The organism is Rhodanobacter glycinis, from assembly GCF_006438785.1.
Taxonomy (GTDB): domain Bacteria; phylum Pseudomonadota; class Gammaproteobacteria; order Xanthomonadales; family Rhodanobacteraceae; genus Rhodanobacter; species Rhodanobacter glycinis_A.
The window spans coordinates 208,138-234,414 of sequence record NZ_RCZB01000003.1 but is presented as its reverse complement, the minus strand read 5'-3'; the positions used below and the strand labels follow the sequence as shown (position 1 = coordinate 234,414).

Annotated in this window: 23 protein-coding genes; 11 read left to right on the top strand and 12 right to left on the bottom strand. The window is 64.9% G+C overall.

Annotated elements, in window-relative coordinates:
- Positions 1-62 precede the first annotated feature (62 nt).
- Positions 63-2,201 (top strand): beta-agarase, encoded by a 2,139-nt coding sequence (locus EAH75_RS11650; protein WP_140649149.1) that lies wholly within the window; start codon positions 63-65, stop codon positions 2,199-2,201.
- A gap of 68 nt (positions 2,202-2,269) precedes the next feature.
- Here the strand turns inward: EAH75_RS11650 and EAH75_RS11645 are convergent, their stop codons facing one another.
- Both EAH75_RS11645 and EAH75_RS11640 read right to left on the bottom strand, forming a co-directional pair.
- Positions 2,270-3,250 carry a DUF4238 domain-containing protein gene (locus tag EAH75_RS11645; RefSeq protein WP_161596185.1) on the bottom strand — a complete coding sequence of 327 codons (981 nt, stop codon included), beginning with the start codon at positions 3,248-3,250 and terminating at the stop codon, positions 2,270-2,272.
- A gap of 192 nt (positions 3,251-3,442) precedes the next feature.
- A complete protein-coding gene (locus EAH75_RS11640) occupies positions 3,443-4,792 on the bottom strand; it encodes a DNA polymerase Y family protein (RefSeq protein WP_140649153.1) in 1,350 nt (449 codons plus the stop codon).
- A 56-nt stretch (positions 4,793-4,848) separates the two neighbouring features.
- Between EAH75_RS11640 and EAH75_RS11635 the strand changes: the two genes are divergently transcribed.
- The gene (locus tag EAH75_RS11635; RefSeq protein WP_140649155.1) at positions 4,849-5,067 is read left to right on the top strand and encodes a hypothetical protein; all 219 of its coding nucleotides are present in this window, start codon (positions 4,849-4,851) and stop codon (positions 5,065-5,067) included.
- Positions 5,068-5,138: 71 nt separating this feature from the next.
- Here EAH75_RS11635 and EAH75_RS11630 read toward each other — a convergent pair whose 3' ends face one another.
- Genes EAH75_RS11630 through EAH75_RS11620 form a run of 3 tightly spaced genes read right to left on the bottom strand, consistent with a single transcriptional unit; the run spans position 5,139 to position 6,941 of the window.
- Positions 5,139-5,546 carry a hypothetical protein gene (locus EAH75_RS11630; protein ID WP_140649157.1) on the bottom strand — a complete coding sequence of 136 codons (408 nt, stop codon included), beginning with the start codon at positions 5,544-5,546 and terminating at the stop codon, positions 5,139-5,141.
- Complete coding sequence (locus EAH75_RS11625) at positions 5,543-6,013, bottom strand: DUF962 domain-containing protein (RefSeq protein WP_140649160.1); 471 nt, start codon at positions 6,011-6,013, stop codon at positions 5,543-5,545. Before EAH75_RS11625 ends, EAH75_RS11630 begins: the two co-directional genes overlap by 4 nt.
- A 31-nt stretch (positions 6,014-6,044) precedes the next feature.
- On the bottom strand, positions 6,045-6,941 hold the full coding sequence (locus EAH75_RS11620; RefSeq protein WP_140649163.1) for a phosphoribosylaminoimidazolesuccinocarboxamide synthase: 897 nt from the start codon (positions 6,939-6,941) through the stop codon (positions 6,045-6,047).
- Between the two features lie 129 nt (positions 6,942-7,070).
- On the opposite strand from EAH75_RS11620, the gene EAH75_RS11615 reads away from it, so the two are divergent.
- From EAH75_RS11615 to EAH75_RS11575, 9 genes are all read left to right on the top strand, one after another.
- Positions 7,071-7,385 carry a c-type cytochrome gene (locus EAH75_RS11615; protein ID WP_140649165.1) on the top strand — a complete coding sequence of 105 codons (315 nt, stop codon included), beginning with the start codon at positions 7,071-7,073 and terminating at the stop codon, positions 7,383-7,385.
- Entirely contained in the window at positions 7,382-8,200 is an 819-nt protein-coding gene (gene djlA / locus EAH75_RS11610; RefSeq protein WP_140649167.1) for a co-chaperone DjlA, read from the top strand. The genes EAH75_RS11615 and djlA overlap by 4 nt, the downstream gene beginning before the upstream one ends.
- A 150-nt stretch (positions 8,201-8,350) precedes the next feature.
- Positions 8,351-9,019 carry a ribulose-phosphate 3-epimerase gene (gene rpe, locus EAH75_RS11605; protein WP_140649169.1) on the top strand — a complete coding sequence of 223 codons (669 nt, stop codon included), beginning with the start codon at positions 8,351-8,353 and terminating at the stop codon, positions 9,017-9,019.
- An 857-nt stretch (positions 9,020-9,876) separates the two neighbouring features.
- Positions 9,877-10,668, top strand: a complete 792-nt coding sequence (locus EAH75_RS11600) for a hypothetical protein (protein ID WP_140649171.1) — start codon at positions 9,877-9,879, stop codon at positions 10,666-10,668.
- A 118-nt stretch (positions 10,669-10,786) separates the two neighbouring features.
- Positions 10,787-11,476 carry a proteobacterial dedicated sortase system response regulator gene (gene pdsR, locus EAH75_RS11595; protein ID WP_140649173.1) on the top strand — a complete coding sequence of 230 codons (690 nt, stop codon included), beginning with the start codon at positions 10,787-10,789 and terminating at the stop codon, positions 11,474-11,476.
- 14 nt (positions 11,477-11,490) lie between these two features.
- Positions 11,491-12,069 carry a hypothetical protein gene (locus EAH75_RS11590; protein ID WP_140649664.1) on the top strand — a complete coding sequence of 193 codons (579 nt, stop codon included), beginning with the start codon at positions 11,491-11,493 and terminating at the stop codon, positions 12,067-12,069.
- A 12-nt stretch (positions 12,070-12,081) separates the two neighbouring features.
- Complete coding sequence (locus EAH75_RS11585) at positions 12,082-14,097, top strand: ATP-binding protein (protein WP_140805527.1); 2,016 nt, start codon at positions 12,082-12,084, stop codon at positions 14,095-14,097.
- Between the two features lie 41 nt (positions 14,098-14,138).
- Complete coding sequence (gene trpE, locus EAH75_RS11580) at positions 14,139-15,629, top strand: anthranilate synthase component I (RefSeq protein ID WP_428993508.1); 1,491 nt, start codon at positions 14,139-14,141, stop codon at positions 15,627-15,629.
- Entirely contained in the window at positions 15,626-16,294 is a 669-nt protein-coding gene (locus tag EAH75_RS11575) for a hypothetical protein (RefSeq protein ID WP_240046135.1), read from the top strand. Before trpE ends, EAH75_RS11575 begins: the two co-directional genes overlap by 4 nt.
- On the opposite strand, the gene EAH75_RS11570 is transcribed toward EAH75_RS11575, so the two are convergent.
- The 7 genes from EAH75_RS11570 to EAH75_RS11540 all read right to left on the bottom strand — a co-directional run bounded on the left by EAH75_RS11570 (position 16,291) and on the right by EAH75_RS11540 (position 26,237).
- Positions 16,291-17,076 carry an N-acetylmuramoyl-L-alanine amidase gene (locus tag EAH75_RS11570; protein WP_428993507.1) on the bottom strand — a complete coding sequence of 262 codons (786 nt, stop codon included), beginning with the start codon at positions 17,074-17,076 and terminating at the stop codon, positions 16,291-16,293. The two genes, EAH75_RS11575 and EAH75_RS11570, sit on opposite strands and share 4 nt — an antisense overlap.
- Before the next feature lie 43 nt (positions 17,077-17,119).
- A complete protein-coding gene (locus tag EAH75_RS11565; RefSeq protein WP_140649179.1) occupies positions 17,120-18,175 on the bottom strand; it encodes a serine hydrolase domain-containing protein in 1,056 nt (351 codons plus the stop codon).
- A 175-nt stretch (positions 18,176-18,350) separates the two neighbouring features.
- Entirely contained in the window at positions 18,351-19,070 is a 720-nt protein-coding gene (locus EAH75_RS11560) for a M15 family metallopeptidase (RefSeq protein WP_140805523.1), read from the bottom strand.
- Positions 19,070-20,647 carry a serine hydrolase domain-containing protein gene (locus tag EAH75_RS11555; protein ID WP_140805521.1) on the bottom strand — a complete coding sequence of 526 codons (1,578 nt, stop codon included), beginning with the start codon at positions 20,645-20,647 and terminating at the stop codon, positions 19,070-19,072. Before EAH75_RS11555 ends, EAH75_RS11560 begins: the two co-directional genes overlap by 1 nt.
- Entirely contained in the window at positions 20,631-21,860 is a 1,230-nt protein-coding gene (locus tag EAH75_RS11550; protein ID WP_140805519.1) for a dipeptidase, read from the bottom strand. The genes EAH75_RS11555 and EAH75_RS11550 overlap by 17 nt, the downstream gene beginning before the upstream one ends.
- On the bottom strand, positions 21,857-23,158 hold the full coding sequence (gene lysA / locus EAH75_RS11545) for a diaminopimelate decarboxylase (protein ID WP_140805517.1): 1,302 nt from the start codon (positions 23,156-23,158) through the stop codon (positions 21,857-21,859). The genes EAH75_RS11550 and lysA overlap by 4 nt, the downstream gene beginning before the upstream one ends.
- A gap of 79 nt (positions 23,159-23,237) precedes the next feature.
- Positions 23,238-26,237, bottom strand: coding sequence for a TonB-dependent receptor (locus tag EAH75_RS11540; protein ID WP_140649188.1), 3,000 nt, complete (start codon positions 26,235-26,237; stop codon positions 23,238-23,240).
- Between the last annotated feature and the right edge of the window lie 40 nt (positions 26,238-26,277).

Below are 26,277 nucleotides of genomic sequence, written 5' to 3'. Positions count from 1 at the left end.
ACGTTGCACTTCACGCAGCCGCCGCATAATGCCCGGGCATCTCATCGCGAGGTCTGTTGCGCATGAATCGTCGACTATCGATCTGGCTGTACTTGTGCTGCCTGAGCGCCTGTCATGCGGCGAGCATCCCCGCCGTCGCAGATCTCGCCAGCCCCGATGCCATCGCGCAAGTAACGCTCGATCAGGTGCAGCGCACGGGTACCGTCGAACACGCCGCCGACGGCGTGGCGCAGCAGCGTTACGCGTTCCAGTCCGCGACACATCCACAAATCGTGCTGACCCCTGCCCATGGGGCGTGGGACTGGTCGAAGCAGAGTGAACTTCATCTGCGCCTGCAGAACGCGATGGCCTGGGCGGTGACGCTGACCGTCGATATCGACGATGCCGCCGGCCAGCATCTGCAGGCGACCGTGGGCGTGCCGGCCGGGCCGGCGCAGACGCTGGTGATTCCGCTGCACGCCACGTCGCCGCGTGGCGAGGGCATGCAGGTGGGGCCGCCGATGCCGTTCGACGATCACGGCCGGCCGACCCTGCTGGCAACTTCTGTGCAGGGCGCGCTGGATCTGCACAAGATCAGCGCCATCCGCCTCGGCGTGCCCGCGCCGCAGGCCGTGCAGACGCTGCTGTTCGGTCGCCTCGACACCGCGCCGGGCGACGCCACGCTGCACGATGCCTATGCCGGCGTCGTCGACCGCTACGGACAATTCGCGCGTGGTCGGTGGCCGGAGAAGATCGATTCCGATGCTGCCTTGCGTACAGCCGGGAAGGCGCCCGTAACCGGAGCGCCGGCCAGCGGGCTGGATGCCTACGGTGGACGTCCGGACGTCCATGGCTTGAACAGGACCGGCTGGTTCCACACGCAGAAAGCCGCCGGCCGCTGGCGACTGGTGACGCCCGATGGCCACGCGTTCTTCTCGCTCGGCGTCAACGCGGTGATTACCGACGGTGGCCGCAGCTATGTCGAGGGCCGTGAGTTCATGTTCCGCGACTTGCCGCCAGCCAGAGGTGAGTGGGCGGCGTTCTACGGCAGCAGCGACAACCGCAACAAGGATCAGGGTGCCAGCCAGGGCATCGGCTACAACCATGGCCGCTGGTTCGATTTCTACGCGGCGAACCTGTATCGCATCGACGACAGGAATTGGCTGGATGCGTGGCGCACGCGCACGCTGGATCGCCTGCAGGCCTGGGGCTTCAACACCATCGGCAACTGGAGCGACGATGCACTGGGTCGCGCGCATCGGTTGCCGTATACGCGCTCGATCAATATCGACGGCAACTACGCCAATGTCTCCAGCGGCTACGACTACTGGGGTCGCATGCCCGATCCGTTCGATCCGCGCTTCGTACAGGCCACCGAGCGGGCGGTGGTGAAGGCGAACGCCGACGTGCGCGACGATCCGTACCTGCTCGGCTATTTCGCCGACAACGAGCTGGCCTGGGCCGGCAGCGGCCCGCAAGGCCGCTGGGGTCTGGCCATCGGCACGCTGGCCGGCGATGCGAAGAGTCTGGCCAAGCAGGCGTTCATCGCGATGCTGCGCAAGAAGTACGTGGCACCGGAAACACTGTCTGCCGCGTGGGGCATCGCGCTGGGTTCATGGGATGCACTGAACGTCACCGGCTTCGTCGCGCCCCCACCGAACGAGGCGCACCCGGCGATCGCTGCCGATTACAGCGCGTGGCTGCGCCGCTACGCCGACACCTATTTCCGCACCGTGGCCGAGGCCATCCGCCGTCACGATCCGCACCATTTGTTCCTCGGCGGCCGCTTTGCGGTGAACACGCCCGAAGCCGTCGCTGCCTGCGCGCAGTACTGCGATGTGGTCAGCTTCAACGTCTACACCGACCTGCCGCAGCACGGCTTCGACACCGCCGCGATGCACGCGCTCGACAGGCCAGTGCTGATCGGCGAATTCCATTTCGGCTCCGACGACCGCGGCCCGTTCGGCAAGGGCGTGGTGTCGGTATGGAACGAGCAGCAACGCGGCGAGGCCTACGCGAAGTTCGTCACCGCCGCCGCGGCCGACCCGGATATCGTCGGCGCGCACTGGTTCCAGTACACCGATCAGCCGGTGACTGGTCGGTTGCTCGATGGCGAGAACAGCCATATCGGGCTGGTGGGGATTACGGATATTCCGTTTGGCGGTTTTGTTGAAGCGGTGCGCGCGGCGAATCAGCGTGTGGACGATGTTGGGTCGCATTGAATGTGGCGCTTGGCCTGCAATATGTGTCGGAGCGATATCTTCGGCTCGAATGAATTGACTAGCCTTGGCTAGCCGGCATTAAGCCGCTGCCCAGACCTGATGTCTGGATGGTCATCGATCATCTTCTGCGCCAAGGAAAAATCGTTCTTGGATGAGAAGAGATATCGCTCGCTGCGTGCAACTTGCAATGAGTTGAAGTTCATTACGTGCGTAGGTTCGTAGGAAAACGAAGATCCATTTCTAGGGGCCGAGTCGAGACCAATGATCCCGTCAGGATTCTTCAATTGCCCGGATACGATGGCCGGCGGAAGGCGGTTGATAGTTTTCGCGGCCTCTCCAACCTGATGCGCTAGCGAAGGACACCACATAGCAAGAGCGCGGGTGGAGGAGAGGGGAAGATAAATTTCAATGCCTCTGACCGCTAGCCCCAGATTTCCATACAGTGTCATGTCAACTTGGTTTTGCAAACTGACGGGATTGTCGCCCAAGATGAACGGGTTACTGTTTGTGGTTTTTGCTACGAACCATATCTTGTCTAAGAAGCGCGGCCCGAAGTTTAAAGGCGCATCCAATAGCATGCGAGTTGTGTCGACTTTTATCTGGTTCTCTGATGGGTCTTGAATCAACGCTTCGGCTTGCGAGCCAGGAGAGACACTGGATCCCATTGATGCAACCTTATCCCGAAGTATTCGAGGCAAGTCTGCCCATTGCATCCGGAACGCTTTTGTTCGGACGAATTGACTCGCCAAGAATGAGCCGAGTGTGGCGCGCTCCTGTGCTCCTAGGCCAGAAACTGAGTCTTCGTGGAGTATCCGTTCAATTACGGGCTTTGTTTTCGATTCAATCTGAGAAAGGCTCGACTCAAGCGAATAGGTTTCTCCTTCAATCTCGAAGTCGTAGAACCGGTTTTCGCTCGCTACATTTTTCGCATTTGTCTGAAAGGAACGCGCAGTTTGCTTGTCGTACACCCAAAGTTGATCCTTCTTTCCGAGACCAAAGTTCCGCAGGTGGAACTTGGGAACATAGTGTTGGATCTTTGCTTCGGTCATGCGGTCGACTCTGGGATTAGGCCTAACGCTTATTAGACCCCAAGTTGGCATATGCACCGATCCTCGGTGCTTTATGCGATCAACGTCCAGCGGCGTTTGCCTGAGTTGCAGCAACGATTTCGCGGTTGTTGCCGCGAGAGCCAACAGACGGTCACGCAGATGGACTCGCGCAGTATGGTTGCCATTGCAAACTCACTCCTTCCTATCCTTCCCCTCCCGCCGCCGATGCTCGCCCTCAGCGATCGCCTTGAAGCGATTCATCGTCTGCAGCCACAGGGGATCGTGGCTGGCTTCGTTCTCGCTGTCGGTATCGGGAACGCGGCTGAACGGGATGCGCATCGGTGCGGCGTCGTGTTCAAGCGCGAGTTGCATGCTGCCGAAGTAGAGCTTGTTGTAGCCGAACTTCGCGTTGATGCGGTCGACCAATGCGTCGACACGGCCGCTATCGTGCGTCGGCGCGAACAGCGAGCCGGTGCTTTGCGTGCGTGGCACCAGTCGCATGAGGGTCACGCTGACCGATAGCGGCGTGGCATTCACCGGCCCGGGCAATGGGCGGCGGCGGTTACCGCTGTCCAGCATGCCGTTCAACAGGCGCAGCAGTTCGCGGCTGTCGTCGGTGGGGTCGAAGGCGAGGTCGCGTTCCCAGCGCTGGTCGTGGCCGATGAAGCGGATGCGCACGGCCATGGCGCCGCTGAGCATCTCTTCGCGGCGCATGCGCATCGCCGCCTTCACCAGCAGTTTCTTCAGCACGGCGCGCGCACCGATGGCGCTGCGCAGTTCCGGGCCCAGTACGTGCGAGTGGCCGATCGAGCCGCGTTCGGTGGGTGCGGTCGGCAGCCACGCGCCGCGCAGCAGGCCCCACATGCGCTCGCCTTCGATGCCACCCCAGGCATGCCGCAGCCGGTGCTTGTCGGCGGTGGTGAGCTGGGCCACGGTGGTGATGCCGGCTTCGTGCAGGCGCATTTCCATCGAACGGCCGATGCCGCACAGGTCACGCAATTCCAGACTGTGCAAGGCGCGCGGCAGGTCGACCTGCTCGATCACGGTGAGGCCGTCGGGCTTGCGCATGTCCGAGGCGGTCTTGGCGAGGAAGTCGTTCGGCGCGATGCCGATCGAGCAGCGGATCGCGCCGCCGGGTGCGGCCAGCGCCACTTCGTCTTTTACCTGCTGCGCGATGGCTTCGGCGACGTCGCGCCGGCGCTGGCGGCCGACCAGTTCGCAGGCGACTTCGTCGATCGAGCCGACGCGGGCGATCGGGATCGCGTGGTCGATCGCCTCGATCAGGCGATGGTGCCAGTACACATAACGCTCTGGTCGAGCCACGCGGATTTCGATACCGGGGCATAGCCGTCGCGCCTCGCGCACCATCGTGCCGGTGCTGACGCCGAACGCCTTCGCCTCATAGCTGGCGGCGATCAGGCTGGTGGTTTCGGCGGCGACCGGCACCACGCCGACCGGCCGCCCGCGCAGGGTCGGATCCTCGTGCTGTTCGACCGAGGCAAAGTAACTGTTGAAGTCGACGAACAGGCTGCGCAGGCTCATGGGATCTCTCAAGCGAGCGGGTTGTATAGCTTGCCTCCGTCTCGCGGCGGGAGACAGTGCCGCCACCCATCTGGCGCTGGAATCGGCTAGGCTGGCGCCACCGTGGGGAGGGCTGGCATGGGGAGTGCCGGGCGACGGTTTTCTTCGACATCATCGGTTTCGGCAAGGCCTGCCTGGTGCAGCTGGTTTACATGGTGATTTTCTTTGTACTGGTACTGATCATCGGCGTGATTCTTGCGATGGTATTCGGCATCGCGATGCTCGGTATGCACTGACACCTGTGCTGGTTCAGACACAGAAAAGGGCGGATGAACTCCGCCCTTTTCTGTGTGCAGTCGCGACCGGATCACGCCAGGCTGGTGGCGATCCCGAAGCTGATCGCCATGATCACGGCCACCGCCATGCAGGCGCTGCCGGGGCGGATGCGATGCGCGTCGATGCGCGGCGTGAGCCGCCACAGCAAGACGGTGCCGATCAGCATGTCCAGCACCAGCACGCAGCGCAGCAGGCCGGAACTCAGCAGCGCCGCATAGGGTGGATGCAGGTGGCCTTCGTATGCGGCCACGCCGACGACCAGCAGCATGCCGACCATGGTCCACAGCAGGCAGGCGAAGTAGATGCGGTTGAACACCACGGCGCAGCGTTCGGTCCAGCGCAGCACCGACCAGCCGATCAGGGCGAACACCAGTGCTGCGATGCTGCTGTACAGCACCCACCAGAGCAGGCTGCTGATCACGGTAAGCAAAGTGGTCATGTGACTTGCTTGAACCCCAGTCCGCGCAGCAGCTTGGCCATCAGCCAGGCCGGGCCGATCAACAGATACGACAGATCGGTGAGGAAACTGGGACGCCGCCCTTCGAACTGGTGGCCGATGAACTGGCCGATCCAGGCGACCACGAACACGCCGATCGCCAGATAACAGAGTGAGGCGGCGCCGAGCCGGTAGTACAGCAGGTTGGTGAGCAGCCCCAGCAGTGCGAACGCGATCAGCAGCGCGAGCGCCAGCCGGTGCGAGTGTTTCCAGTACCAGTAGAACGCCAGCACCATCACGGCCACGGCCACCGTGCCGGGACGGAACAATGACGCCGGTACCGGGATCGCCCATAGCAGCGCGATCACCGACCACACGATCGGCGGCACGCAGAACCAGTGGAACAGCCGGTTGGTCGGGTTCTGGTGGTCGCCGCTGTAACTGTCGAGCCAATCCTGCATGGTGCGCATGGGCATTCCCCCGATGGATCAAGCGTTGAATTCAGCTGAGTTGGATGCCGGCCAGGCGTTGCAATGCCTCGGCATACTTGGCGGCGGTGCGTGCGATCACCTCGTCCGGGATCACCGGACCGGGCGCGGTCTTGTTCCAGTTTTGCATCTCGAGATAGTCGCGCACGAACTGCTTGTCGTAGCTGGGTGGGCTGATGCCCACGCGGTACTCCTCGGCGGGCCAGAAGCGCGAGGAATCCGGCGTCAGCATCTCGTCCATCACGTACAGCGTGCCGCTGGCGTCGGTGCCGAACTCGAACTTGGTGTCGGCGATGATGATGCCGCGCTCGGCCGCATAGGCGGCGGCCCACTGGTAGATCGCCAGGGTGGCGTCGCGAACCTTGCCAGCCAGTTCGGCGCCAACGGCGTTGACCACCACGTCATAGCTGACGTTCTCGTCGTGGTCGCCCACGGCAGCCTTGGTCGACGGGGTGAAGATCGGCGTCGGCAGTTGTTGCGCCTGCTGCAGTCCGGCCGGCAGCGCGATGCCGCACAACGAACCCGTGGCGCGGTAATCCTTCCAGCCGGAGCCAGTCAGATAGCCGCGGGCGATCGCCTCGACCGGCACCGGCTTCAGTCGACGTGTTACCACCGCGCGCTTCTCGTACAGCGCCAGGTCGGCGCCCGGCGGCAGCACGTCGGCCAGCGGCACGTCGAGCAGGTGGTTCGGCAGCAGGTGTGCGGTCTTGTTGAACCAGAAATTGGAAATCTGGGTGAGCATCTCGCCCTTGCCGGGGATCGGGTTCGGCAGCACCACGTCGAATGCAGAGAGCCGGTCGGTGGCGACCATCAGCAGCCGGTCGCCGTCCAGCGCGTAGACGTCGCGCACCTTGCCGCGGTGGACCAGTTGCAGGTCGGGCAGGTTCGATTGCAGCAGGGTGGTGGGCACTTTCTAAGTTTCCGCAGGCGGGGAAGGCGCCTATTCTAGCCGCTGCGGCTGGAATGCCGGAAAGCCGCATTGCCGGCCCGATCGGCGGGCACTGCTAGAATTGTTCGCCTTCATCCCCATGTGTTGCCGATGCGAAACCTACTGATCGCGGCGCTGTGCCTGGTCGCCGCCCTCCCGATATGCGCGCAAACCCCGGTGCAGCCGACCCGGCTGGGCCTGTGTGCAGCCTGTCACGGTGCCACCGGCCACGCCAGCATGCCCGGCGTGCCGAACCTGGCCGGGCAGCAGCTGGATTACCTGCGCGATGCGCTGAAACAGTACCGCGACGGCCGCCGCAACATCCCGGTGATGCGCGCTGCGCTCGGCCCGGTCAGTGCTGCCGAACTCGATGCGCTGGCGCGCTGGTACAGCGCGCAGTCGCCGCAGCCGCAGGTACAGCCATGAGCTTCACCTACACGCTGTGGTTCGCGTTTTTCGGGTTGATCATCGGCCACCTACCCGGTGCCATCACCGGCGCGGTGATCGGTTTCATCTTCGACAACATGCGCTACAGCCAGCGCAAGAACGCCACGCCGGAAGCCGGCGGCTTTGTCGGCCCGCTGTTCACCCTGCTCGGCGCGGTGGCGAAATCCGACGGCCGCGTGTCGGAGCAGGAGATCGCGATTGCCGAGCGCCTGATGACTCGCATGAAGCTGGATGCCGAGCTGCGCAAGCAGGCGGTGGTCAGTTTCAACGCCGGCAAGCAGCCGGAGTTCGACGTCACCCAGACCATCACTGCGCTGCGCAACTGGGTAGGCCTGCGTCGCGACCATGCCTTTCCGGTGCTCGACGTGGTGATCGAAACCGTGCTGGCCGAGGGCAACCCGCCGCCGGAGAAGATGTCGATCCTGCGCCAGCTTGCGTTCGCGCTGCGCGTCAGCGACATGGAGCTGATGGCGCTGATGGCGATGAAGGGTTATGCGTGGAACGCCGGTGCCGGCGGCCAGCGCGCCTACGGGCATGGCCAGGGTTACGCCACCGGCGGCGGTTATGTGCCGCCGCAGCGCACGCCGCAGGGGCCGGATCCGTATGCCGTGCTCGGTATCGACCGCAACGTCGACGACCGTGCGGTGAAGCGCGCCTATCGCAAGCTGATTTCCGAACATCACCCAGATCGCCTCGGCGACCTGCCCGAAGACATGCGCAAGCGTGCCGAGTCGCGCGCCAGCGAGATCAATGCCGCGTATGACCGGATCAAGGAAATGCGCGGCTTCAAGTAACCTAATATTGCAAAACCGGGCATCCTGCCGCGGTTTGCAAACAAGCTGCCCCGGCAAAGCGGCGACAGCTTGTCGCGACAAGTGCCCACGCACTCGTCGCGTCGGCACATCCCGGTGCCGATTTGGCAAGTTCCTGCTTCGAGAAAAATCATGACCAGGCAAACCCCGATCATCGCCCCTTCCATCCTCGCCGCCGATTTCGCGCGGCTGGGCGAGGACACCGCCGCCGTGCTGGCGGCTGGTGCCGACTGGGTGCATTTCGACGTGATGGACAACCACTACGTGCCGAATCTCACGATCGGTCCGATGGTGCTGCAGTCGCTGCGCAAGTACGGCATCGCGGCGCCGATCGATGTGCATCTGATGGTCAAGCCGGTCGACCGCATCGTGCCGGATTTCGCCAGGGCCGGCGCCAGCCTGATCAGTTTCCATCCGGAAGCAAGCGAGCATGTCGATCGCACCCTGGGGCTGATCAAGGAATCGGGCTGCCAGGCCGGTTTGGTGTTCAATCCCGCCACGCCGCTGGACTATCTCGACTACGTGATGGACAAGCTCGACCTGATCCTGATCATGTCGGTCAATCCGGGTTTCGGTGGACAGAAATTCATTCCCGGCACGCTGGAAAAATTGCGTGAGGCGCGCCAGCGTATTGATGCCAGTGGCCGCGCGATCCGGCTCGAAGTCGACGGCGGTGTCACCGCGGAAAACATCGGCGCGATTGCTGCGGCCGGTGCCGACACCTTCGTCGCCGGCTCGGCGATCTTCCACGCGAAGGACTACCGCGCCGAGATCGCCGCCATGCGCAAGGCGATCGGCTGAGGATTTCCGTCGCCATGCGCGCAAAGGGATCGGCTGAGGATTCCCCGGGGGCGCTGCGCAAGGCCGAGGCCGAGCCGCGGCCGTTAGCGATTTCACAAAAAGCATCCGCGCATAAAAATCCCGGCGCAGTGAACGGCTGCGCCGGGATAAACGTCGTCAGGACGTGAGAGGGAACACCATTGATTGGTGTGCCGACGCGACCGCTGCCAAGGGAGGGGTCAGCAGCCGCATCGACACGTTCCACGGCAATGGAACGGTACCAATCACAAGTTCTGACCGGGTCGGTCGGGTTTGGTTCCCGGCAAAATTATGAACGGGCATGATCGGTGGCCCCGTGCGGTTCGATAGAAAAAATCCCCTCGCGAAGGAGGGGAAAGTAACCACCATGTCGGACGGAATTCGGTGAATCAGACCGGCTGCCAGTCGGAATCGGTTTCCGCACGCACCACACACGGTGCGATTCCCTTCGCACCGTGCGCACGGATACTTTCCACGGCAAACCAGTCAAACGGCAATGGGCTGAAAGTTGACTTGCACATGAGGTTCGCCTCAATGAATGCCGAGCAGCAGGCCAAGCACCAGGGCGCCCAGCGCCAGCGTCACCCGCAAGGGTTCGAAGCTGCGCAGTTCGGCGTTAGGGTCAATGTTGGCTGGGTCGGGTTTGCGCATTTGGCTGCTCCAGCGGGTACGTGGAGCCATTGAACCGGAATACGCGGCGGCGATGCTGTCCGGGATCGGGCGCGAAGAAGGCGGTATCGGCCGATTTTGTGGCGGCAATTTCCCCGGCGGACCTAGTGACGGGGAAATGACGAGACGCGTAGACTCGAAGTCAATGCCAGCAGAAGAAGGAGTTTCTTATGAATTTTCCTGGATGGAACACGTCGGTGCTTGGTCTTGTGATGGCGTTGGGTGCGGTCAGCCCAAGCAGCTTTGCCGGCCAGCAGAAGGTGTCTGTGGGACAGGCAGTCGTAGCCGGGGTAGCCGCTCCCGAGTTCAAGATCGACCGGAGCGTCGAGGATTTGGCGACGGTGTATTGCCCGCGCGGGCTGGAACGTTTCCTGCCTGGCAGCTACTACTACTGTGTTGGCGTTCGCGACATGGCCAAGGGAAACAATGCGCGCAGCAGGGAAATGCTGCGGATTGCCGCCAGCTGGGGCAACAAGTCGGCGCAGTTTCTGCTCGGCATGGGCTATTTCAAGGGTGACGTCGAGCCGCTCGATCGGCCGCTTGGACTCGCGTGGATGGGCTTGGCATCGGAGCGCCGGGATCCTACCTATGCCGCGATATTCAGTTCGGCCTGGAAGGGGGCAACGACGCAGGAGCAGGCGCGGGCGCAAGAGTTGTGGCGATCCATGCTGCCGACCTATGGAGACGCACGCGCTGCACGCCGGGCGGAGCTGCGCTTCAAACATGAACGTGATGCGCTGGTGAGTAACGCCGCGTATGGCGCTCGGGTCTGCATTTCGGGATTGAGCTCCAATCAGGTTGTGTCGGCCCGGCCCCGCAACGATGACACATTGTGCTCATACGCTCAGCCGGTAGATTTTGTGGCAAAGAAATTGGACGTCTACGCGGAACAACTGTTTGACGGCTGGTCGGGCCACGTGATGGTGGGGCCAATGAAGATCGTGCCTTCTTCTCCCAACTAGAGGGGTGCTGGGGCGTTGTAGCGGCCCCGCACGGGGCGAAACGCGGGCATTCGCGTTGCGCGGCTTGCGTCGGGCCGGTTCGCATAGCACGCTGCGTGCATCCAACAGGGAGCGCGCCATGGGCCGCAGCATTGCCATCGTCGAAGACGAACCGTTGATCCGTGCCAACTACGTGGAGGCGCTGAACCGCTTCGGCTACGACGCACGTGGTTACGGTTCGCGCCGGGAAGCGTCCAGTGCATTCGCGATGCGCCTGCCGGAGCTGGTCATCATCGACATCGGCCTCGGCGACGAACCGGAGGGCGGCTTCGACCTGTGCCGCGAACTGCGTGCGAAATCCGCGACGTTGCCGCTGATCTTCCTCACCGCGCGCGATTCGGACTTCGACGTGATCTCCGGCCTGCGCCTGGGCGCCGACGATTACCTCAGCAAGGACACCAGCCTGCACCAGCTGGCCGCGCGCATCGCCGCGCTGTTCCGCCGGATCGAGTCGCTGAAGGCGCCCGCATCCAGCGAGACAGTGATCGAGCACGGTCCGCTGAAGCTGGAATCCGAGCGCATGCGGATCAGCTGGAATGGTGAAGAGGTTCCGCTTACCGTCACCGAATTCTGGATGGTGCACACCCTCATTCGTTTCCCCGGCCACGTGAAGAATCGCGACCAGCTGATGCGCGAGGCGGAGCTGGTCGTGGACGACGCCACCATCACCTCGCACATCAAGCGCATCCGCAAGAAGTTCATCGCAGTGGCGCCGGAGTTCGATGCCATCGAGACCGTGCACGGGGTCGGCTATCGGTGGCGGCCGTGACACGACATGTGGTGATGCGACGCGCGTGGCTGGTTCTGGCGTGCCTGCTTCCCGCATGGGTGCAAGCCGGCGTGCCGGCAGACAACGTGCTGGCGCACGGCGCCCGCGATGGCGCCACGCCGGCATGGACGATCGCCGTCGACACACCCGCCGGCTGGACGCGTGACTGTTGCACGTATGCACGCGCGATCGGCGTCGACGCGGTGCTCTACCAGGGCGAATGGAGCGGCAATCCGCAGCGGGTGATGGTGCTCAACGTATCGGCGCGCAAGCTGCCCACGCTGGCGGCGGAGGTGCAGGCCGATCGCAAGCGTTACCTGCAGCACGACCCGGCCGGCAAGGTTTCCGGCTTTGCGGTGCGTCAGCGCGCCATGCCGTGCGAGGCGACCGTCTATCAGGGCAGCGATCATGTCGACGACGTGGTCGTGTTCTGCGATCCGGGCGAGGCCAGCGGCATCCGGTTGAGCTGGTCGATGGCCTTCGACGATGCCGATTCGTCACGGCACGCACTGCTGGACGACTTCATGCAGGTCGTGGTGGCCACGCGCTGGACGCGTGACTCCGCAACAGTACCGCCCGCGCACGGCAGCTGATCGTCACCCTCGATGAGCCTGCGCCGCAAACTCCTGCTGGTCGCCCTGTGCACGCTGGCCCTGCCGATCGCGGGCTGGTTGTACGTGCGCCAGATGGAGGCGTTGTTGCGCGATGGCCAGGCGCAGGCATTGCTGGCGTCGGCGGGAGCGGTGGCGCGCAGCCTGGTGGTGACCGGCGCGGTGCCGCCGGCATCCGGTCGGAGCTGGTACGTGCAACCGGCGCCGGGGCCGATCACCGTGGACGGTTACGGCGACGACTGGGCGCCGTTGACACCGTGGAGTCAGTCGCTGGGTCAGCACGGCAAGCTGCTACTGACGGAGGACGGCGACGGGCTGTATCTGTACGCCGTTGTGCGCGACATCCAGCGCACTCGCGCCGATGCCGATGATGCGAATGCACTGGCCGCCGATCACCTGATCCTGACCCTGGGCAATGCGACCGGACAACGGCGCTACCTTCTGACCAGCGCGGCGCCCGGGCCGCTCGTCGCACAACCGCTCGACCCGACGGTCGACGGCCTGCCCGACCTGCTCGCTGCGCAATGGCAGGAGGACGGCAGCGGCTATCAGGTCGAGCTGCGGCTACCACGCAGCCTGCACCTGCGCGTACTCGGCGTGGGAGTCTATGACGCGGCGGCCGGCGGCGACCGGATGGCTTCCGATACGCGGGGCTTGCTGAGCTATTCGGACAAGCTTTCCGGCGAGCTGGCGCAGCTCGTGCCCGACCGCGTGCAGGCGCGCGTGCTGGCGCCGCAAGGCTGGCTGCTGGCGCGCACCGGCCGTCTCAACAGCGCGCCCGGCGCCGACGGCCAGCCAGGCTGGTTCGCCTCGCTGGTCTATCGCTCGCTGCTGGCGACCCGGCTGGAGGATGCAAGCCCGTGGTCACAGGATGTGCCGCGGCTGGATACCCCGGAGGTCAGTCAGGCAGGCGCCGGCAAACCGGTTGCCGTGTGGCGCAGTGGGGAGGAACGCGGCAGCGTGGTACTCGCTGCCGCGGTGCCGCTCGAACGCGCGGGCAAGGTCGATGGCGTGCTGTTGCTGGAGCAGGCCAGCCGCACGGTGCCGCTGCTGGCCAATCGAGCACTGTTCGGCCTGCTGCTGACCAGCTTCGGCGTGCTGCTGGTGGCCGGCGGCATCCTGCTGGCGTTCGCCACCCGGCTCAGCCTGCGGCTGGGCCGCCTGCGCAACGCGGCCGAGCGTGCCCAGCTCAACGATGGACGTCTGGACGGCTTGTTCGAGCAAGGCCGCTTCCCGATGACCGATGCGCCGGACGAGATCGGTGACCTCGCACGCAGCTTCGAGCGGCTGTTCGAGGTGGTCGATGGCTACACCGACTACCTGCGCACGCTGGCCTCGAAACTCTCGCACGAACTCAATACGCCGCTGGCGATCGTGAAGTCGTCGCTGGACAACCTCGAACACGCGGCATTGCCGGCCGAGGCGCAGCCGTATCTGGCCCGTGCCCGCGACGGTGTGGCGCGGCTTGGTGCGCTGGTGCGCGCGATGAGCGAGTCGAGCCGGATGGAGCGCTCGATCACCGCGGCGGAACCCGAGGATGTCGACCTGCGCGACGTGGTGCGCGGCTGCGCCGACGCTTATCGCGCCTTGATCGGCACGCGCCGACTCGACTGCGTGTTGCCCGATACACCGTTGCGCCTGCATTGCGCACCCGAGCTGATCGCGCAGGCACTGGACAAGCTGCTCGACAATGCGCTGTCGTTCACGCCCGAACATGGCTGGCTGCGCCTGAGCCTGAGTGCCGCAACAGATGGCGCCGAGATCGAGCTGGCGAACCAGGGCCCGCTGCTGCCAGAAGCGATGCAGGGCCGCTTGTTCGACTCGCTGGTCAGCCTGCGCGACAAGGCCACCCCCGGCGATGCGCCGCACCTGGGCCTGGGCCTGTACGTGGTACGCCTCGTCGCCGAGCGCCACGGTGGCATCGCCAGCGCGCGCAACCTCGACGACGGCAGCGGCGTGGCGTTCTCGCTGCGCCTGCGCGGCATGCCGCGCCAGCGGTTGAGTGGCTGAACCCGCGCTTCGCCTACAATGGCCGCTTCCTCAGTTTGGCCATGCGGACCTCCCACGTGATCTCCCGAGACGAATTCGACGCGCTGGTTGCCCAGGGACATACGCGCATTCCGCTGGTGCGCGAGGTGTTTTCCGACCTCGACACGCCGCTGTCGGTGTACCTGAAACTGGCCGATGGCCCGTACACCTTTTTGTTCGAATCGGTCGAGGGTGGTGCCACCTGGGGACGCTATTCGATCATCGGCCTGCCGGCGAAGCGGGTGTATCGCCTGCGCGGGCATGAGCTGGAAGTGGAAGACTCCGGCGAAGTCACCGAGCGCCGTCATCTCGACGATCCGCTCGGCGAAATCGAGAAGCTGCGCCAGCAGTACGACGTGCCGCGGTTGCCGCAGCTGCCCGCGTTCAGTGGCGGGCTGGTCGGCTACTTCGGTTTCGAGACGATCGGCTACATCGAACCGCGGCTGGCGCAGTGGGATCGCGCCGACGAGCTGGGCACGCCCGACGTGCTGCTGATGCTGGCCGAGGAAGTGGCGGTATTCGACAACCTCAAGGGCCGGCTGTACCTGATCGTGCATGCCGATCCGGCGCAGCCGCAAGCCTACGCCGCGGCGCAGCGCCGGCTCGATGCGCTGGTTTACCGGCTGCGTCAGGGTGGTGCGTCGTATCCGCAGCTCACCCAATCGATCGCGCTGGACGAGAGCGACTTCAAATCCTCGTTCACGAAAGAAGAATTCGAGGCGATGGTCGAACGCGCGAAGGAATACATCCGCGCCGGCGACATTTTCCAGGTGGTGCCGTCGCAGCGGCTCAGCGTCGGTTTCAACGCAAGGCCGGTTGATGTTTACCGCGCGCTGCGTGCCATGAACCCTTCGCCGTATATGTACTTCGTCGATCTGGGCGACACGCAGATCGTCGGCTCATCGCCGGAGACCCTTGCGCGTCTGCGGGATGGCAAGGTGGTGGTGCGTCCGCTGGCCGGCACGCGCAAGCGCGGCGCCACCGAGGAGGAGGACCAGGCGCTGGAAGCCGAGTTGCTGGCCGATCCGAAGGAGCGTGCCGAGCACGTGATGCTGATTGATCTGGGTCGCAACGACGTCGGCCGGATCAGCGAGGTCGGCAGTGTCGAGGTGAGCGAGTCATTCGCGATCGAGCGCTATTCGCACGTGATGCACATCGTCTCGCAGGTGCAAGGTACCGCGCGCGCGGGGCTCAGCTACATGGACGTGCTGAAAGCCACGTTCCCGGCCGGTACGCTCAGCGGCGCGCCGAAAATCCGCGCACTGGAAATCATCCAGGAGCTGGAGCCGCACAAGCGCAACATCTACGGCGGCGCGATCGGCTGGATCGGCTGGTGGGGCGATGCCGACACCGCCATCGCGATCCGCACCGCGGTGATCCACGGCGGTCGCCTGCACGTGCAGGCCGGCGCCGGCATCGTTTACGACTCCGATCCAGCGGCCGAGTGGGAGGAGACGATGAACAAGGGTCGCGCGCTGTTCCGTGCAGTGGCGCAGGCGGCGAAGGGGCTTTGAAACCTTCCCGATGGGTGTGCCTGTTCGCGCTGCTGTCGATGATCGGCTGCGACGCCGCCATTGCGCGCGACGCGGCCGCGCCGAAGTGGCCGGACACACCGCTTGCGCGCAGCCAGGCCCTGGCCTTGCTGCAAACCCTCAACGCCGACCTGCTCAGCCACGACAGCGCGACGCTGACGCTGGAACACTGGTGTGGCGCGCACCACATGGCGTCGCCGGCGCGCGTCATGGCGCAGCAGGTGCGTGGTGACGACAAGCCGTTGCCACCCGAGTTGCGCACGCAGCTGGCGATCAATGCGAGCGAGCCGGTGAAGTACCGGCACGTGCAGCTGAAGTGTGGCGATCACGTGCTGTCCGAGGCGGACAACTGGTATCTGCCGAACCGATTGACTGCCGCGATGAATCATCAGCTCGACAACAGCGACGTGCCGTTCGGCAAGGTGGTGCAGCCGCTGCATTTTCGCCGCAAGACCTTGAGTGCCGACTTGCTGTGGTCGCCGCTGCCGGCCGGCTGGGAGTTGCATCGTGCGCAGACACGGCCGACTTCAGGGGCGCTGGTGATACCGCACTTTGTGCTGCAGCATCGCGCGTTGCTGTTCGCCGGCGATGGTCGACCGTTCAGTGCACTGGTCGAGACGTATACGGATCAGGTACTGGCGTTCTAGCCAGCGGTTCGCGTGTTGCTGCCGGATTCGATCTGCTGCGCCAGGTTGTAGAGGATGCGCAGATCTTCCGCGTCGAGCGTGTCGCCGTCGATGCCGCGAAAGTGGTTATGGAACGCCCTCACGGCGGCCGGCCGATCTTCCAGTGGATAGCCGACCAGACCCATCGCCATCCACGGATCGAAGCCGGCCGGCGGATCGATCAGCGTTCCCTGCGGCCATAGTCCGAAGCCGGCATCGGCTAGCTGCTTCCACGGAAACAGCGGACCGGGATCGGGTTTGCGCGATGGTGCGAAATCCTGATGGCCGACGATCTGCGTGCGCGGTATGTGCAATCGCGTGGTGAGGTCGGCCAGCAGACGCAGCAGGTTGTCGATCTGCGGCTGCGTGAATGGCGAGTGGCCGTCGTTGTCGAGCTCGATGCCGATCGAGGCGGAGTTGACGTCGGTGATCGTGCCCCAGTGGCCTGGTCCCGCGTGCCACGCGCGGCGTTCGTCCGACACCAGCTGGTAGATGTGGCCATCGCTGCCGATCAGGTAGTTCGCGCTTACCGGGCCGCCGCTGTTGGCGGTGCGCAAAGTATCCAGACTTTGCTGCGCCGAATGCTGATCGGTGTAATGCACCACGATCAGCACCGGCCGGCGGACGTCCTGGTTGGGCGACTTCACCCACGTCGCCAGCGGATTGTGCGGTGGCGCGTGGGCGCAGGCGGCGAGAAGGAGCACGGTGACGAGCAGGATCGCCTGGCGCCATGCAGAACAAACGGTGGAAAAACGTCGCATCATCGAACTCCGGAAAATGGCTGTGCTCATGCTGCGGCTGCGGTTGTCAGTGCGCGCCGAACTGCTCCGCGATCTTCAGCGCGGTCTGGTACGGCTCCGGACCGTTGCGGTTGCTGAGCAGGATCACCGTGAGGTGTTGTTTCGGCCAGCGCACGATCACGTTGCGGAAGCCGATGCTTTCGCCCGAATGCCACAGCGTATCGCCGGTGATGCGCCAGCCGAAACCGTAGCTGGCTTCATAAGGCTCGCCGGTGACTTTCGCGTGCGGGCTGAAGGCAAGCTTGCGCGAGGCGTCGCTGAGCAGGCGATCGTCGTACAGCGCGGCGTCCCACTTAGCCAGGTCGTCGATCGACGAATAGATGCCGCCGTCGCCGCGGGTGGCGCTCGTCAGATCCTGATCCGTGCGTTTCCACGCGCCGTTCTCCTCGCTGTAGCCATAGGCGCGATGGCTGACCTCGGGGCCGCCATGCACATACAACAGCGTGTGATCCATATGCAGCGGCTGGAAGATGCGCTGCTGCAGGAACGCGGGCAGGCTCTCGCCCGAGGCCCGCTCCACCACCAGCCCAAGCAGCACGTAGCCGGAGTTGCTGTAGCGGTACGCGGTGCCCGGCGCGAAGTAGCTCTTCGGCGTGGCCGACAACATGCGCAGCACGTCGTTGTCGTTGAGTTGCTCGGTGGTGTCGGCCGGCATCAGGTCTTCGTAGTCGATCAGGCCACCGGTGTGGCTGAGCAGCTGGCGCAGGGTCACCTTGCCGGTGGTCGCCGGCAGCGACGGGAGCCAGCGGCGGATCGAATCGTCCAGCTTCAGCTTGCCGTCCTCGGCCAGCAGCAGGATCGCCGCCGCGGTGAACTGCTTGGTCACCGAGGCCAGCCGATAGTTGGTGGCCGGTGAAGCCTGCTCGTGCTGTTCAAGGTTCGCCAGGCCGTAGCCGCGACGGATCAGCGGCTTGCCGTCCTTGAGCACCAGCAGCGAGGCGCCGGGAACATTGCCGTCGTAGTTCTGCATCAGGCGATCGGTGGCCCGAATCGCGTCGGATGTTGCCGCTTGGGCAGTAAAGGTGGCAAGCAACAGCGAAATAAAGAGCAAGGCCAGTCGCATGATAAGTCTCCGTGCGTGAAGCTTGAGCCCCGCTCCCTTCGGGAGAGGGGTTGGGGAGAGGGTTCGGGCGAAGCGTGGTGTTGCGCTTCGCCCGAACCCTCTCCCGCCCTGCGGGAACTCTCTCACCCGCAAGGGGACTCCCTAAGGGGCGCCGGCGGGAGAGGGAAAAGCTGTGCTATTCCACCGGCACGTCGTAGATCGTGTGCGGCGTGGGTTCCGGCGCGAAGGTGTAGTGCCACCATTCGAGCGGATAGTTGTGGAAGCCGCCGCGCTCCATCGCGCTGCGCAGCAGCGCGCGGTTCTCGCGTTGCTGCGGGGTGAGGCCGGGCGTGTCGGTATTCGCGCGCACGCCGAAGTAGTCGAAGTCGGTGCCCATTTCCAATGGTTCGCAGCGCGTGCCGTCGGCCGCGCAGCGCTCCAGGGTGAGGTCGACGGTGCCGCCGCGGCTGTGGCCGGAGACCGGCGCGATGTAGTCGCCCAGCAGCTTCGACTTGTCCAGCATCGGGTAGTGCTGCGCCTTCGTGCGCTGATCGCCGAGGTCGTGCGCCCAGCGCACGAAATCTGCCACGGCGCGGGCGGGGCGGTAGCAGTCCCAGATCTTCAGGCGCAGGTGCTGCGCGCGCAGGTCGTGTTCGGCGCGGGCCAGTGCCTCGGCAACCGTGCGCAGCAGGAAGCATTTCGGTGCGCGATAGCCGTCGATGGGCGCGCCCACGAAGTTGTCGCGGCCGGCGTACTTGATGTCCTCGGCGATGTCCGGCACCAGCGTGCGGATATCGACCAGATTCGCTGCGGCGGCGGTCTTCGCCGGCGAGAGGGAAGGTGACTGCTCGGCGCGACTGCCGAGTGGCGAGCCGATGGCGACGAGCAGCGCGATGGCAGCGAGCGGCCGGGGCATCAGCGGCAACCGCCGACGCGCTGGAAGTCGAGATCCTCGTAGTCGGAGCTGAAGTCACCCTTTGGATCGAGTTTGGCCATGCGCAGCGTGATCGGCTGGCTGTCGTGGGCGGCATGGAAATCCAGCCACGCATCCAGGTCGGCGGAGTCGTCCCAGTGCACCAGATGGCGCTTGCCAATGCGCATCACCGTGCCGGCCAGCTTCGGCGACTTCATCGCCGCGAAGTGCACCTTGCCGTCGCGCGGGCACAGCGAGATATTGCCGAACCACGGATCGCGGTAGATGCCGGTCCACGTCGCCACTTCGCCCGGGGCGACCGGGCGTTGCGTCGACGTATCCGGCATGGACGAGGTTGCCGCGTGCTGTTTTGCCGCACGATCCAGAGCGTCTGCGTACCAGTTCACGTCGTGCGTATCACCCGGCGCGGTGAAATGCTTGGTCAGCACTTCGCCGAGCACGGTACGGGCGTCATCCGCCTCGCCGTTGATCATGAACACGAAGCCGCTGCGCCGATCCGGCAGCAGCGACAGCATCGAGTACATGCCGTTCAACGTGCCGGTATGCCACACGTTCCATTCGCCATCGACGTCGGCCATGCGCCAGCCGTAGCCGTAGGCCATCGCGTGCGCGTTGTCCCACGCGCGGCGTTGCGTGGACACCGGGATCAGCATGTGCGGCGCCTGCAGGATCTGCCGTTGCGCCGGCGACAGCCACGCCAGCTGTGCCGGCGTGGGCACCAGCCAGTTGCGCGCCCAGCTGAGCATGTCGTCGAGGTCGCAGCGGATGCCGCCGGCGGGTGCGGAAGTGATTGCCGGGATCAGCGCGGCGTCCTCGTCGATCGCCACGTTGCGGCCGTGGTCCTGGCGATGCGGCTGCGCCACATTGCCGACCGCATCGCGATTCCACGCGCCGACCTGGCAGCGCGAAAGCCCGAGCGGTTCGAACACCTCGCGATGCATCAGCGTTTCGTACGACGCACCACCGGCGGCGGCCGCCACTTCGCCGGCCACCACATAGAGCAGGTTGTCGTACTGGTATTGCGAGCGGAAGCTGTAGCCGGGCTTGATATAGGCCAGGCCGTGGATGATGTCGGCGCGGGTGAACGCGTTCGGTTCCGGCCACAGCATCAGGTCGCCGCCACCTTCGGGCAGGCCGCTGGAATGGGTGAGCAGGTCGGCCACGCGCATGTTCGCGGTGACCCACGGATCGTGCATGCGGAACTGCGGCAGGTACTTCGTCACCGGGTCGTCCCAGTGCAGCTTGCCGGCATCGACGAGACGCCCAAGCAACGCGGTGGTCATCGCCTTGCTGTTGGAGGCGATCTTGAACAGCGTCTGCGGCGTGATCTTCTGTCCCGAGCCGGCCACCGTCTCGCCGGCGGTACGCAGGTAGACGATCTGGCCATTCTCGATCACGCCCACGGCGATGCCGGGCAGGTGATAGCGCGCGATGGTGTCGTCGACGATCTTGTCGTAAGTGCGGCCTTCCGCTGGCGTCGGTGTGGCGGCATGCGCCAGCGTGCAGCCCAGCCCGAGCACCGCGGCGAGCAGCAGGCGCGGCTTAATGATGATCGGCATCGCGTTCCACCTCGCGCCACACGCGCAGCAGGTTGCCGCCCCACAGCTTGGCGATGTCGGCGTCACTGAAGCCACGCTTGCGCATGGCGGCGGTGACGTTGCGCGTCTCGCCGGCATTGGCCCAGCCGGTGATGCCGCCGCCGCCGTCAAAATCCGAAGCGATGCCGACGTGGTCGATGCCGGCGACCTTCACCATGTGCTGGATCTGGTCCATGTAGTCGTCCAGCGTGGCTAGCGGGTACTTCTTCTGGATCTCGGCCATGCCCTTGTCCATCGCCGGCAGGTAGTCGTGCTTGTCGCTGTCGTATTTCTTGTCGCCGGCCTGTTTTGCCACGGCGGCCTGCAAGGCCTTTTCGGCCGCTTCGCGACCCGGATCGTTCTTCAGGAATTCCTTGTACGCCACCGCATCGATCACGCCGCCCTTCGCGGCGATCGCGCGCAGCAGGTCATCGGGCAGATTGCGTGGATGATCGAGCACGGCGCGGGCGCCGGAGTGCGTGGCGTAGATCGGCGCTGTGGACAGCTTGAGCGCATCGCGCACGCAGGCGTCGGAGGCGTGCGAGATGTCGACCAGCATGCCGAGCTGGTTGGCCCGCTTCACCACGGCGCGGCCGAACTCGCTCATGCCCTTGTCTCCGGCGCTGTTCATCGCCGGCTCGCCATGCTCCGTGTCGGGCAGCGAGCTGGTGCACAGGTCGTTGTTGCCGACGTGTACCAGACCGACCGAGCGCGCACCGCGATCGTACGCGGCGTCGAGACGATGGATGTCGTGGCCGAGCGAGTAGGCGTTCTCGATCTCGATCGTCGCCGACAGCAGACCGGCCTTGTGGTTGGCCAGCAGCTGCTCCGGCGTGGTGGCCAGGCGGATACGGTCGGGATACTGCATCAGCATGCGGCCGATCGCGTCGTACTTCTGCTCGGCCTGATCCACCGCCTTGGCGTAGCCGGCCGCATCGAGCTTGTGCTGCGGCACCCAGATCACGAAGAACGCCGCGTTGAGGCCACCGCGTTCCATCTTGCCCAGGTCGACCAGCAGCGGCGTGGGCTTGCCCGCGTCGAAGCGCGGTTCGCGCATGTAGTTGAAGGGGATGTCGACGTGGGTGTCGATGGTGATCGGCGGATCCTGCGGCGCCGCTTGCTGCGCGGCGTGGGCGGGCAGCACCGCGCACAGCGCCAGCGCGGTGAGGGTGGCGAGACGGGTCATGGTGATCATGCGGTTTCCCAATGGCGCGCCGGCTGTTCGCCGGCAATCATTTCCTCGAAGTGCTGGCGGCGACGCACCAGCGCATAACGGCCCTGGTTCAACAGTACCTCGGCCGCCAGCGGCCGCGAGTTGTAGGTGGAGGCCATCGACGTACCGTACGCGCCGGTCGCCTTGATCAGCAACAGGTCGCCGGCGGCGCACTCGGGCAGTTCGCGTCCGCGCGCAAAGGTGTCGCCGGTTTCGCACACCGGGCCCACGATGTCGTAGGTGGTCAACGGCCGCGATGCGTTCGATACCGGCACGATGTCGTGCCAGGCGTCGTACAGGCTGGGCCGCTGCAGATCGTTCATCGCCGCATCCAGCACCAGGAACTGCCGCTCGATGCCCGGCTTCACGCGGATCACCCGGGTCAGCAGCACGCCGGCCTCGGCAACCAGATAGCGGCCCGGTTCGAGCAGCAGCTTGCCGCGGTAGTCGGCTAACGCCTCGCGGATCACATTCACGTAATCGGCGGCGGCCACCGGCTGATCCACGCCGGCGCGGTAGCACACGCCGAGCCCGCCGCCGACGTCGATGCTGGTGATCGGGTGGCCATCCTGTTCGAGTTCGCGCCAGAACTCGGCCACCCGCTGCAGCGCCAGCCGGAACGGTTCCAGCGTGAGGATCTGCGAGCCGATGTGCACGTGCAGGCCATCGAGCTGCACATGCGACAGCCGGCGGCGCTCGGCGAACCAGCGGCGCGCCTCGTCGATGCTCACGCCGAACTTGTTCTCCGACTTGCCGGTGGAGATCTTGGCGTGGGTGTGCGCGTCGACATCGGGGTTGATGCGCACGGCGGCGCGCGCCGTCACGCCTTGTGCTTCGGCCAGGTGCTGCAGGGTGAGCAGTTCGTCGTGCGATTCGACGTTGAACCGATGGATGCCGACCGTCAGTGCGCCGGCGATTTCATCCGCGCTCTTGCCCACGCCGGAGAAAACGATGCGCTCCGGCGGCATGCCGGCGTGCAGGCTGCGGCGCATTTCGCCGACCGACACGATGTCGGCGCCGACGCCGGCGTTGGCCATCAGCTGCAGGATGGCGAGGTTCGGGTTGGCTTTTACCGCGAAGCAGATCGTGGCATCGAGACCACTCAGCGCAGCTTGCAGGCTGCCGATGCGTTGCCGGATCGCGCTCGCCGAATAGGCATGGAAAGGGGTGGGTATGCGTTGTGCCAGTTGTTCAAGGTCGACCCCGTCGAAAGCAAGGCTCTCGCCATCCGCATTGCGGACGGGCTCCTGTACCGCCGGGCGGCTTGTCTGCGTGAACATGGGTCAGGTGCCGGCTGTCGATGCGGTGACTGAAAAAAGAGCGGCCCGCCAGGGGGCGGGCCGCGATCGGGGAGGTCGATCAGAAGTTGACGGACATGGTCAGCTGGGTGAAGCGTGGCGACTGGAAGCCCAGCGGCTGGCGGAACGTTTCGCTGGTGGAATTGGAGATGGATGTCTGCAGATCCTGATCCACCGCCGTGGTGCGCTTCTGGTTGAGCAGGTTGTAGACGGCCAGCTTGATGCGGAACTCGCCACCATCGAACGGCTGGATGTAGCTGATGCCGGTGTTGAGGGTGAACGTCCACGGCAGGCGGCCGTACTTGCCGCGCGGCGAACGCGCGTAGACGCGATCCTCGGAAACCGGCGAATCGCAGTTCTGCACGCAGACGAAATAGCTGTGATAGTTGGTGGCATCGTAGGGGTTGCCCACGCCGAAGCCGGTGATCGGGCCGCCCGATGCGGCGCTCATGTCGGCGCCGAGCTGCCAGTGCGGGGTGAGCGCATAGGTGCCGCGCAGCTTGAACTGGTGGCGCCGGTCGTTCGGCAGGTAGCCGTCTCCGCCCAGGTTCACCCACGGATCGTCGAAGTTCTCGGTGCGGCCGGTGTCATCGAAATCGGTATCCGAATTGACCGGGCCCTCCGCGTTGCCGCGGTTCCACGACATCGTGTACGAGGCGTTCATCGACCACTTCTCGTCCCACGCCCGGTTCAGCTGCAGCTCGAGGGCGGCATAGGTGCGCTTGGGCTTCACCCAGCCGCGCTGGCCCAGGTATTTGCCGTCGGCGTCATACATCGCCCAGCCTTCCTTGGAGGTATCCACGGTGAGGTAGCCATCGGCGGTGCCGTCGCAGTTGGTGTCGCCCCATACGGTGACTTTCTTGCCCGGATTGGCCATCACCCAGCCGATGTAGCCGTTCTCGCCGCACTGCGAGGTGGCGCTGATCTCCATGTCGTCAATCGCGTTGTGCAGGCGCCGGTAGGTGCCGCTCACGCCCCAGGACCACTGCGAATTGATCATCTGCTGGAAGCCGAGAATCGCCTCGTCCTGGTAGACCGGATCCATGTTCTTGTCGACTTCGGAGCGCAGGTCGCCCACGGTGCCGTCGCCTTGCGATGTGTCCACCGCGCCGATCTGCGGCCCCAGTTTCGGGATCGCGTACTGCACACCGTTGAGGGTCTGGTAGTCCCAGCCATCGAAGGCATAGTAGGTGCGTTCGTCGAGCAGGCCGCCGGCCTGCTTGATGTTGATCACGTTGGCCACCGGCAGGAAGTAGCGGCCGAGGTTGCCGAATACCTTGGTGCTGCCGTCGCCGGCGACATCCCAAGAGAAGCCCAGTCGCGGCGCGATCTGACGGCTCATCTTGATGTAGCTCTTGCCCGCGGCATCCTGGTTGTCGAAGCTGTCGTTGCGCACGCCGGCATTGAGCACCAGGTTGGGCGTCACCTTCCAGCTGTCCTCGATGTAGTACGCGGCGTTCTTGGTCGTGAATGTGCCGGCGATCTCGTAGCGGCGCGCGCGCACGTAGGCGTCGTAGCCCGCCGGCATCACGCCGCCATTGGAAATGGTGTCGCCGGGATCGGCCGCGTAAAGGTTGTAGTAGAACGCGCCCGGCCCGGCGTAGTGGCGGCTGTAGTCGGACGTGTCGTTCTCGTGGTCGTAGCCGAAACGCAGCAGGTGGTCGCCCAGCGTCCACTCGAAATCGGCACGCGCCTGCTTGCGCACGTCATTGCGCTCGTACACGGTCGAGCTGCTGGTGCAGCCTAGCTGCACGCCCGGGTCGTGGATCTGCAGGAACGCGTTGTTCGCCGAGACGTAGTTGCAGCCGATGTCCAGCTGCGAGCGGGTGAATGCCTCGCGCTCGTTGCGGCCGTACATCAGCTTCATCGACAGGTCATTGGTGAGGTAGCTGGTCCAGGTCAGTGCCCAGTCCTTGCCGCCGGTATCGCTGAAGACCTTGTTGGTCCGTGTGCCGATGGTGTTGGTGTCGTAGTTGTAGCTGTAGACGTCGCCGGTGTTCTTGTTCTTGTCGGAAAACGCCATCAGCTGCAGCACGTTGCTGTCGGTGATGTTCCAGTCGATCGTGGTGCCCCAGAAACCGGTATCCGAATTGTTGGCGGTCAGCGTGGTGCCGGCGTTGTTGGTGTTGCGCGGGGTGCTGCCGCGGGCTTCGTACATGGCGAAGATGAACAGCTTGTCCTTGACGATCGGGCCGGAGGCCCAGACGTTCGTCTTCACCAGCGAGGCCTGGTCGTGGCTGGCCGTGAGGTAGCGATTGCCGTTGGCGTCGTACTGGTCATCGGCGCGCGAATGCCAGTTGCCCGGCTCCAGGGTGACTTCCATGCCGCCCTTGAATTCGTTGGTGCCCGAACGTGCCACCGCGTTGACCACGCCGCCGGTGGTGCGGCCGAACTCGACCGAGTAGCCGCCGGTCTTGACCTGGAACTGGTCGTAGAAGGCGAACGGGGCTTCGGAGAAGCCGTTGCGGTTGTAGAAATCGGTGACGTTGAGGCCGTTGACGTAGAACGCGTTCTCGGCGATCGACGAGCCGCCGAAGGAAATGCCGCCAAAGCTCGCATTGCCCTTGACCACGCCCGGGGCCAGCAGCGCGACCGAGGTGACGTTCTGGTCGACCGGCAGGCGTACCAGTTCGGCGCGGGAGACATTGGTGGCCGATTCGGTCGAGGTCACGTCGATCACCGGCAAGCCATTGCCGGTGACCTGGATGGCCGACAGTTCGGTCGCGTTGGAGCTGGCGCCCAAGTCCAGCGTGGTGGCGTTGCCCAGGCTGACGGTCACCGTGCGTGGCTGGCCCAGCGGCTGGCCATCCTTGCTGGCGCTGAGCGTGTATTCACCCACCGGCAGGAACGGGAAGCGGTAATTGCCGCGCTGGTCGGCGGTGATGGTGCGGGTAAGCCCCGTCGCCGGACTCACGACGGTGATCACCGCACCGGGTTGGGCATGGCCCACCACCGAGCCGTCATTGTTGCCGGCGAATGCCATTGGCGCGCCCAGCGATGCAAGGCCAAGGCCCAGCGCGATGCAGATTACCTTCCTGCGCAATGTCCGAGTACTGCTCATCTCCCGATCTCCCCCATCGACGCCGTCGATGCCGTGTTAT

What these genes read in the sequence shown, in the direction of transcription:
- EAH75_RS11560 (WP_140805523.1), bottom strand. Translation starts at nt 19,070, where the DNA reads ATGCCCCGGCCGCTCGCTGCCATCGCGCTGCTCGTCGCCATCGGCTCG.
- EAH75_RS11565 (WP_140649179.1), bottom strand. Translation starts at nt 18,175, where the DNA reads ATGCGACTGGCCTTGCTCTTTATTTCGCTGTTGCTTGCCACCTTTACT.
- EAH75_RS11645 (WP_161596185.1), bottom strand. Translation starts at nt 3,250, where the DNA reads ATGACCGAAGCAAAGATCCAACACTATGTTCCCAAGTTCCACCTGCGG.
- EAH75_RS11630 (WP_140649157.1), bottom strand. Translation starts at nt 5,546, where the DNA reads ATGACCACTTTGCTTACCGTGATCAGCAGCCTGCTCTGGTGGGTGCTG.
- EAH75_RS11585 (WP_140805527.1), top strand. Translation starts at nt 12,082, where the DNA reads ATGAGCCTGCGCCGCAAACTCCTGCTGGTCGCCCTGTGCACGCTGGCC.
- EAH75_RS11550 (WP_140805519.1), bottom strand. Translation starts at nt 21,860, where the DNA reads ATGATCACCATGACCCGTCTCGCCACCCTCACCGCGCTGGCGCTGTGC.
- lysA (WP_140805517.1), bottom strand. Translation starts at nt 23,158, where the DNA reads ATGTTCACGCAGACAAGCCGCCCGGCGGTACAGGAGCCCGTCCGCAAT.
- EAH75_RS11625 (WP_140649160.1), bottom strand. Translation starts at nt 6,013, where the DNA reads ATGCGCACCATGCAGGATTGGCTCGACAGTTACAGCGGCGACCACCAG.
- EAH75_RS11650 (WP_140649149.1), top strand. Translation starts at nt 63, where the DNA reads ATGAATCGTCGACTATCGATCTGGCTGTACTTGTGCTGCCTGAGCGCC.
- EAH75_RS11640 (WP_140649153.1), bottom strand. Translation starts at nt 4,792, where the DNA reads ATGAGCCTGCGCAGCCTGTTCGTCGACTTCAACAGTTACTTTGCCTCG.
- EAH75_RS11615 (WP_140649165.1), top strand. Translation starts at nt 7,071, where the DNA reads ATGCGAAACCTACTGATCGCGGCGCTGTGCCTGGTCGCCGCCCTCCCG.
- EAH75_RS11540 (WP_140649188.1), bottom strand. Translation starts at nt 26,237, where the DNA reads ATGAGCAGTACTCGGACATTGCGCAGGAAGGTAATCTGCATCGCGCTG.
- djlA (WP_140649167.1), top strand. Translation starts at nt 7,382, where the DNA reads ATGAGCTTCACCTACACGCTGTGGTTCGCGTTTTTCGGGTTGATCATC.
- trpE (WP_428993508.1), top strand. Translation starts at nt 14,139, where the DNA reads ATGCGGACCTCCCACGTGATCTCCCGAGACGAATTCGACGCGCTGGTT.
- EAH75_RS11555 (WP_140805521.1), bottom strand. Translation starts at nt 20,647, where the DNA reads ATGCCGATCATCATTAAGCCGCGCCTGCTGCTCGCCGCGGTGCTCGGG.
- EAH75_RS11570 (WP_428993507.1), bottom strand. Translation starts at nt 17,076, where the DNA reads ATGATGCGACGTTTTTCCACCGTTTGTTCTGCATGGCGCCAGGCGATC.
- EAH75_RS11590 (WP_140649664.1), top strand. Translation starts at nt 11,491, where the DNA reads ATGCGACGCGCGTGGCTGGTTCTGGCGTGCCTGCTTCCCGCATGGGTG.
- pdsR (WP_140649173.1), top strand. Translation starts at nt 10,787, where the DNA reads ATGGGCCGCAGCATTGCCATCGTCGAAGACGAACCGTTGATCCGTGCC.
- EAH75_RS11600 (WP_140649171.1), top strand. Translation starts at nt 9,877, where the DNA reads ATGAATTTTCCTGGATGGAACACGTCGGTGCTTGGTCTTGTGATGGCG.
- rpe (WP_140649169.1), top strand. Translation starts at nt 8,351, where the DNA reads ATGACCAGGCAAACCCCGATCATCGCCCCTTCCATCCTCGCCGCCGAT.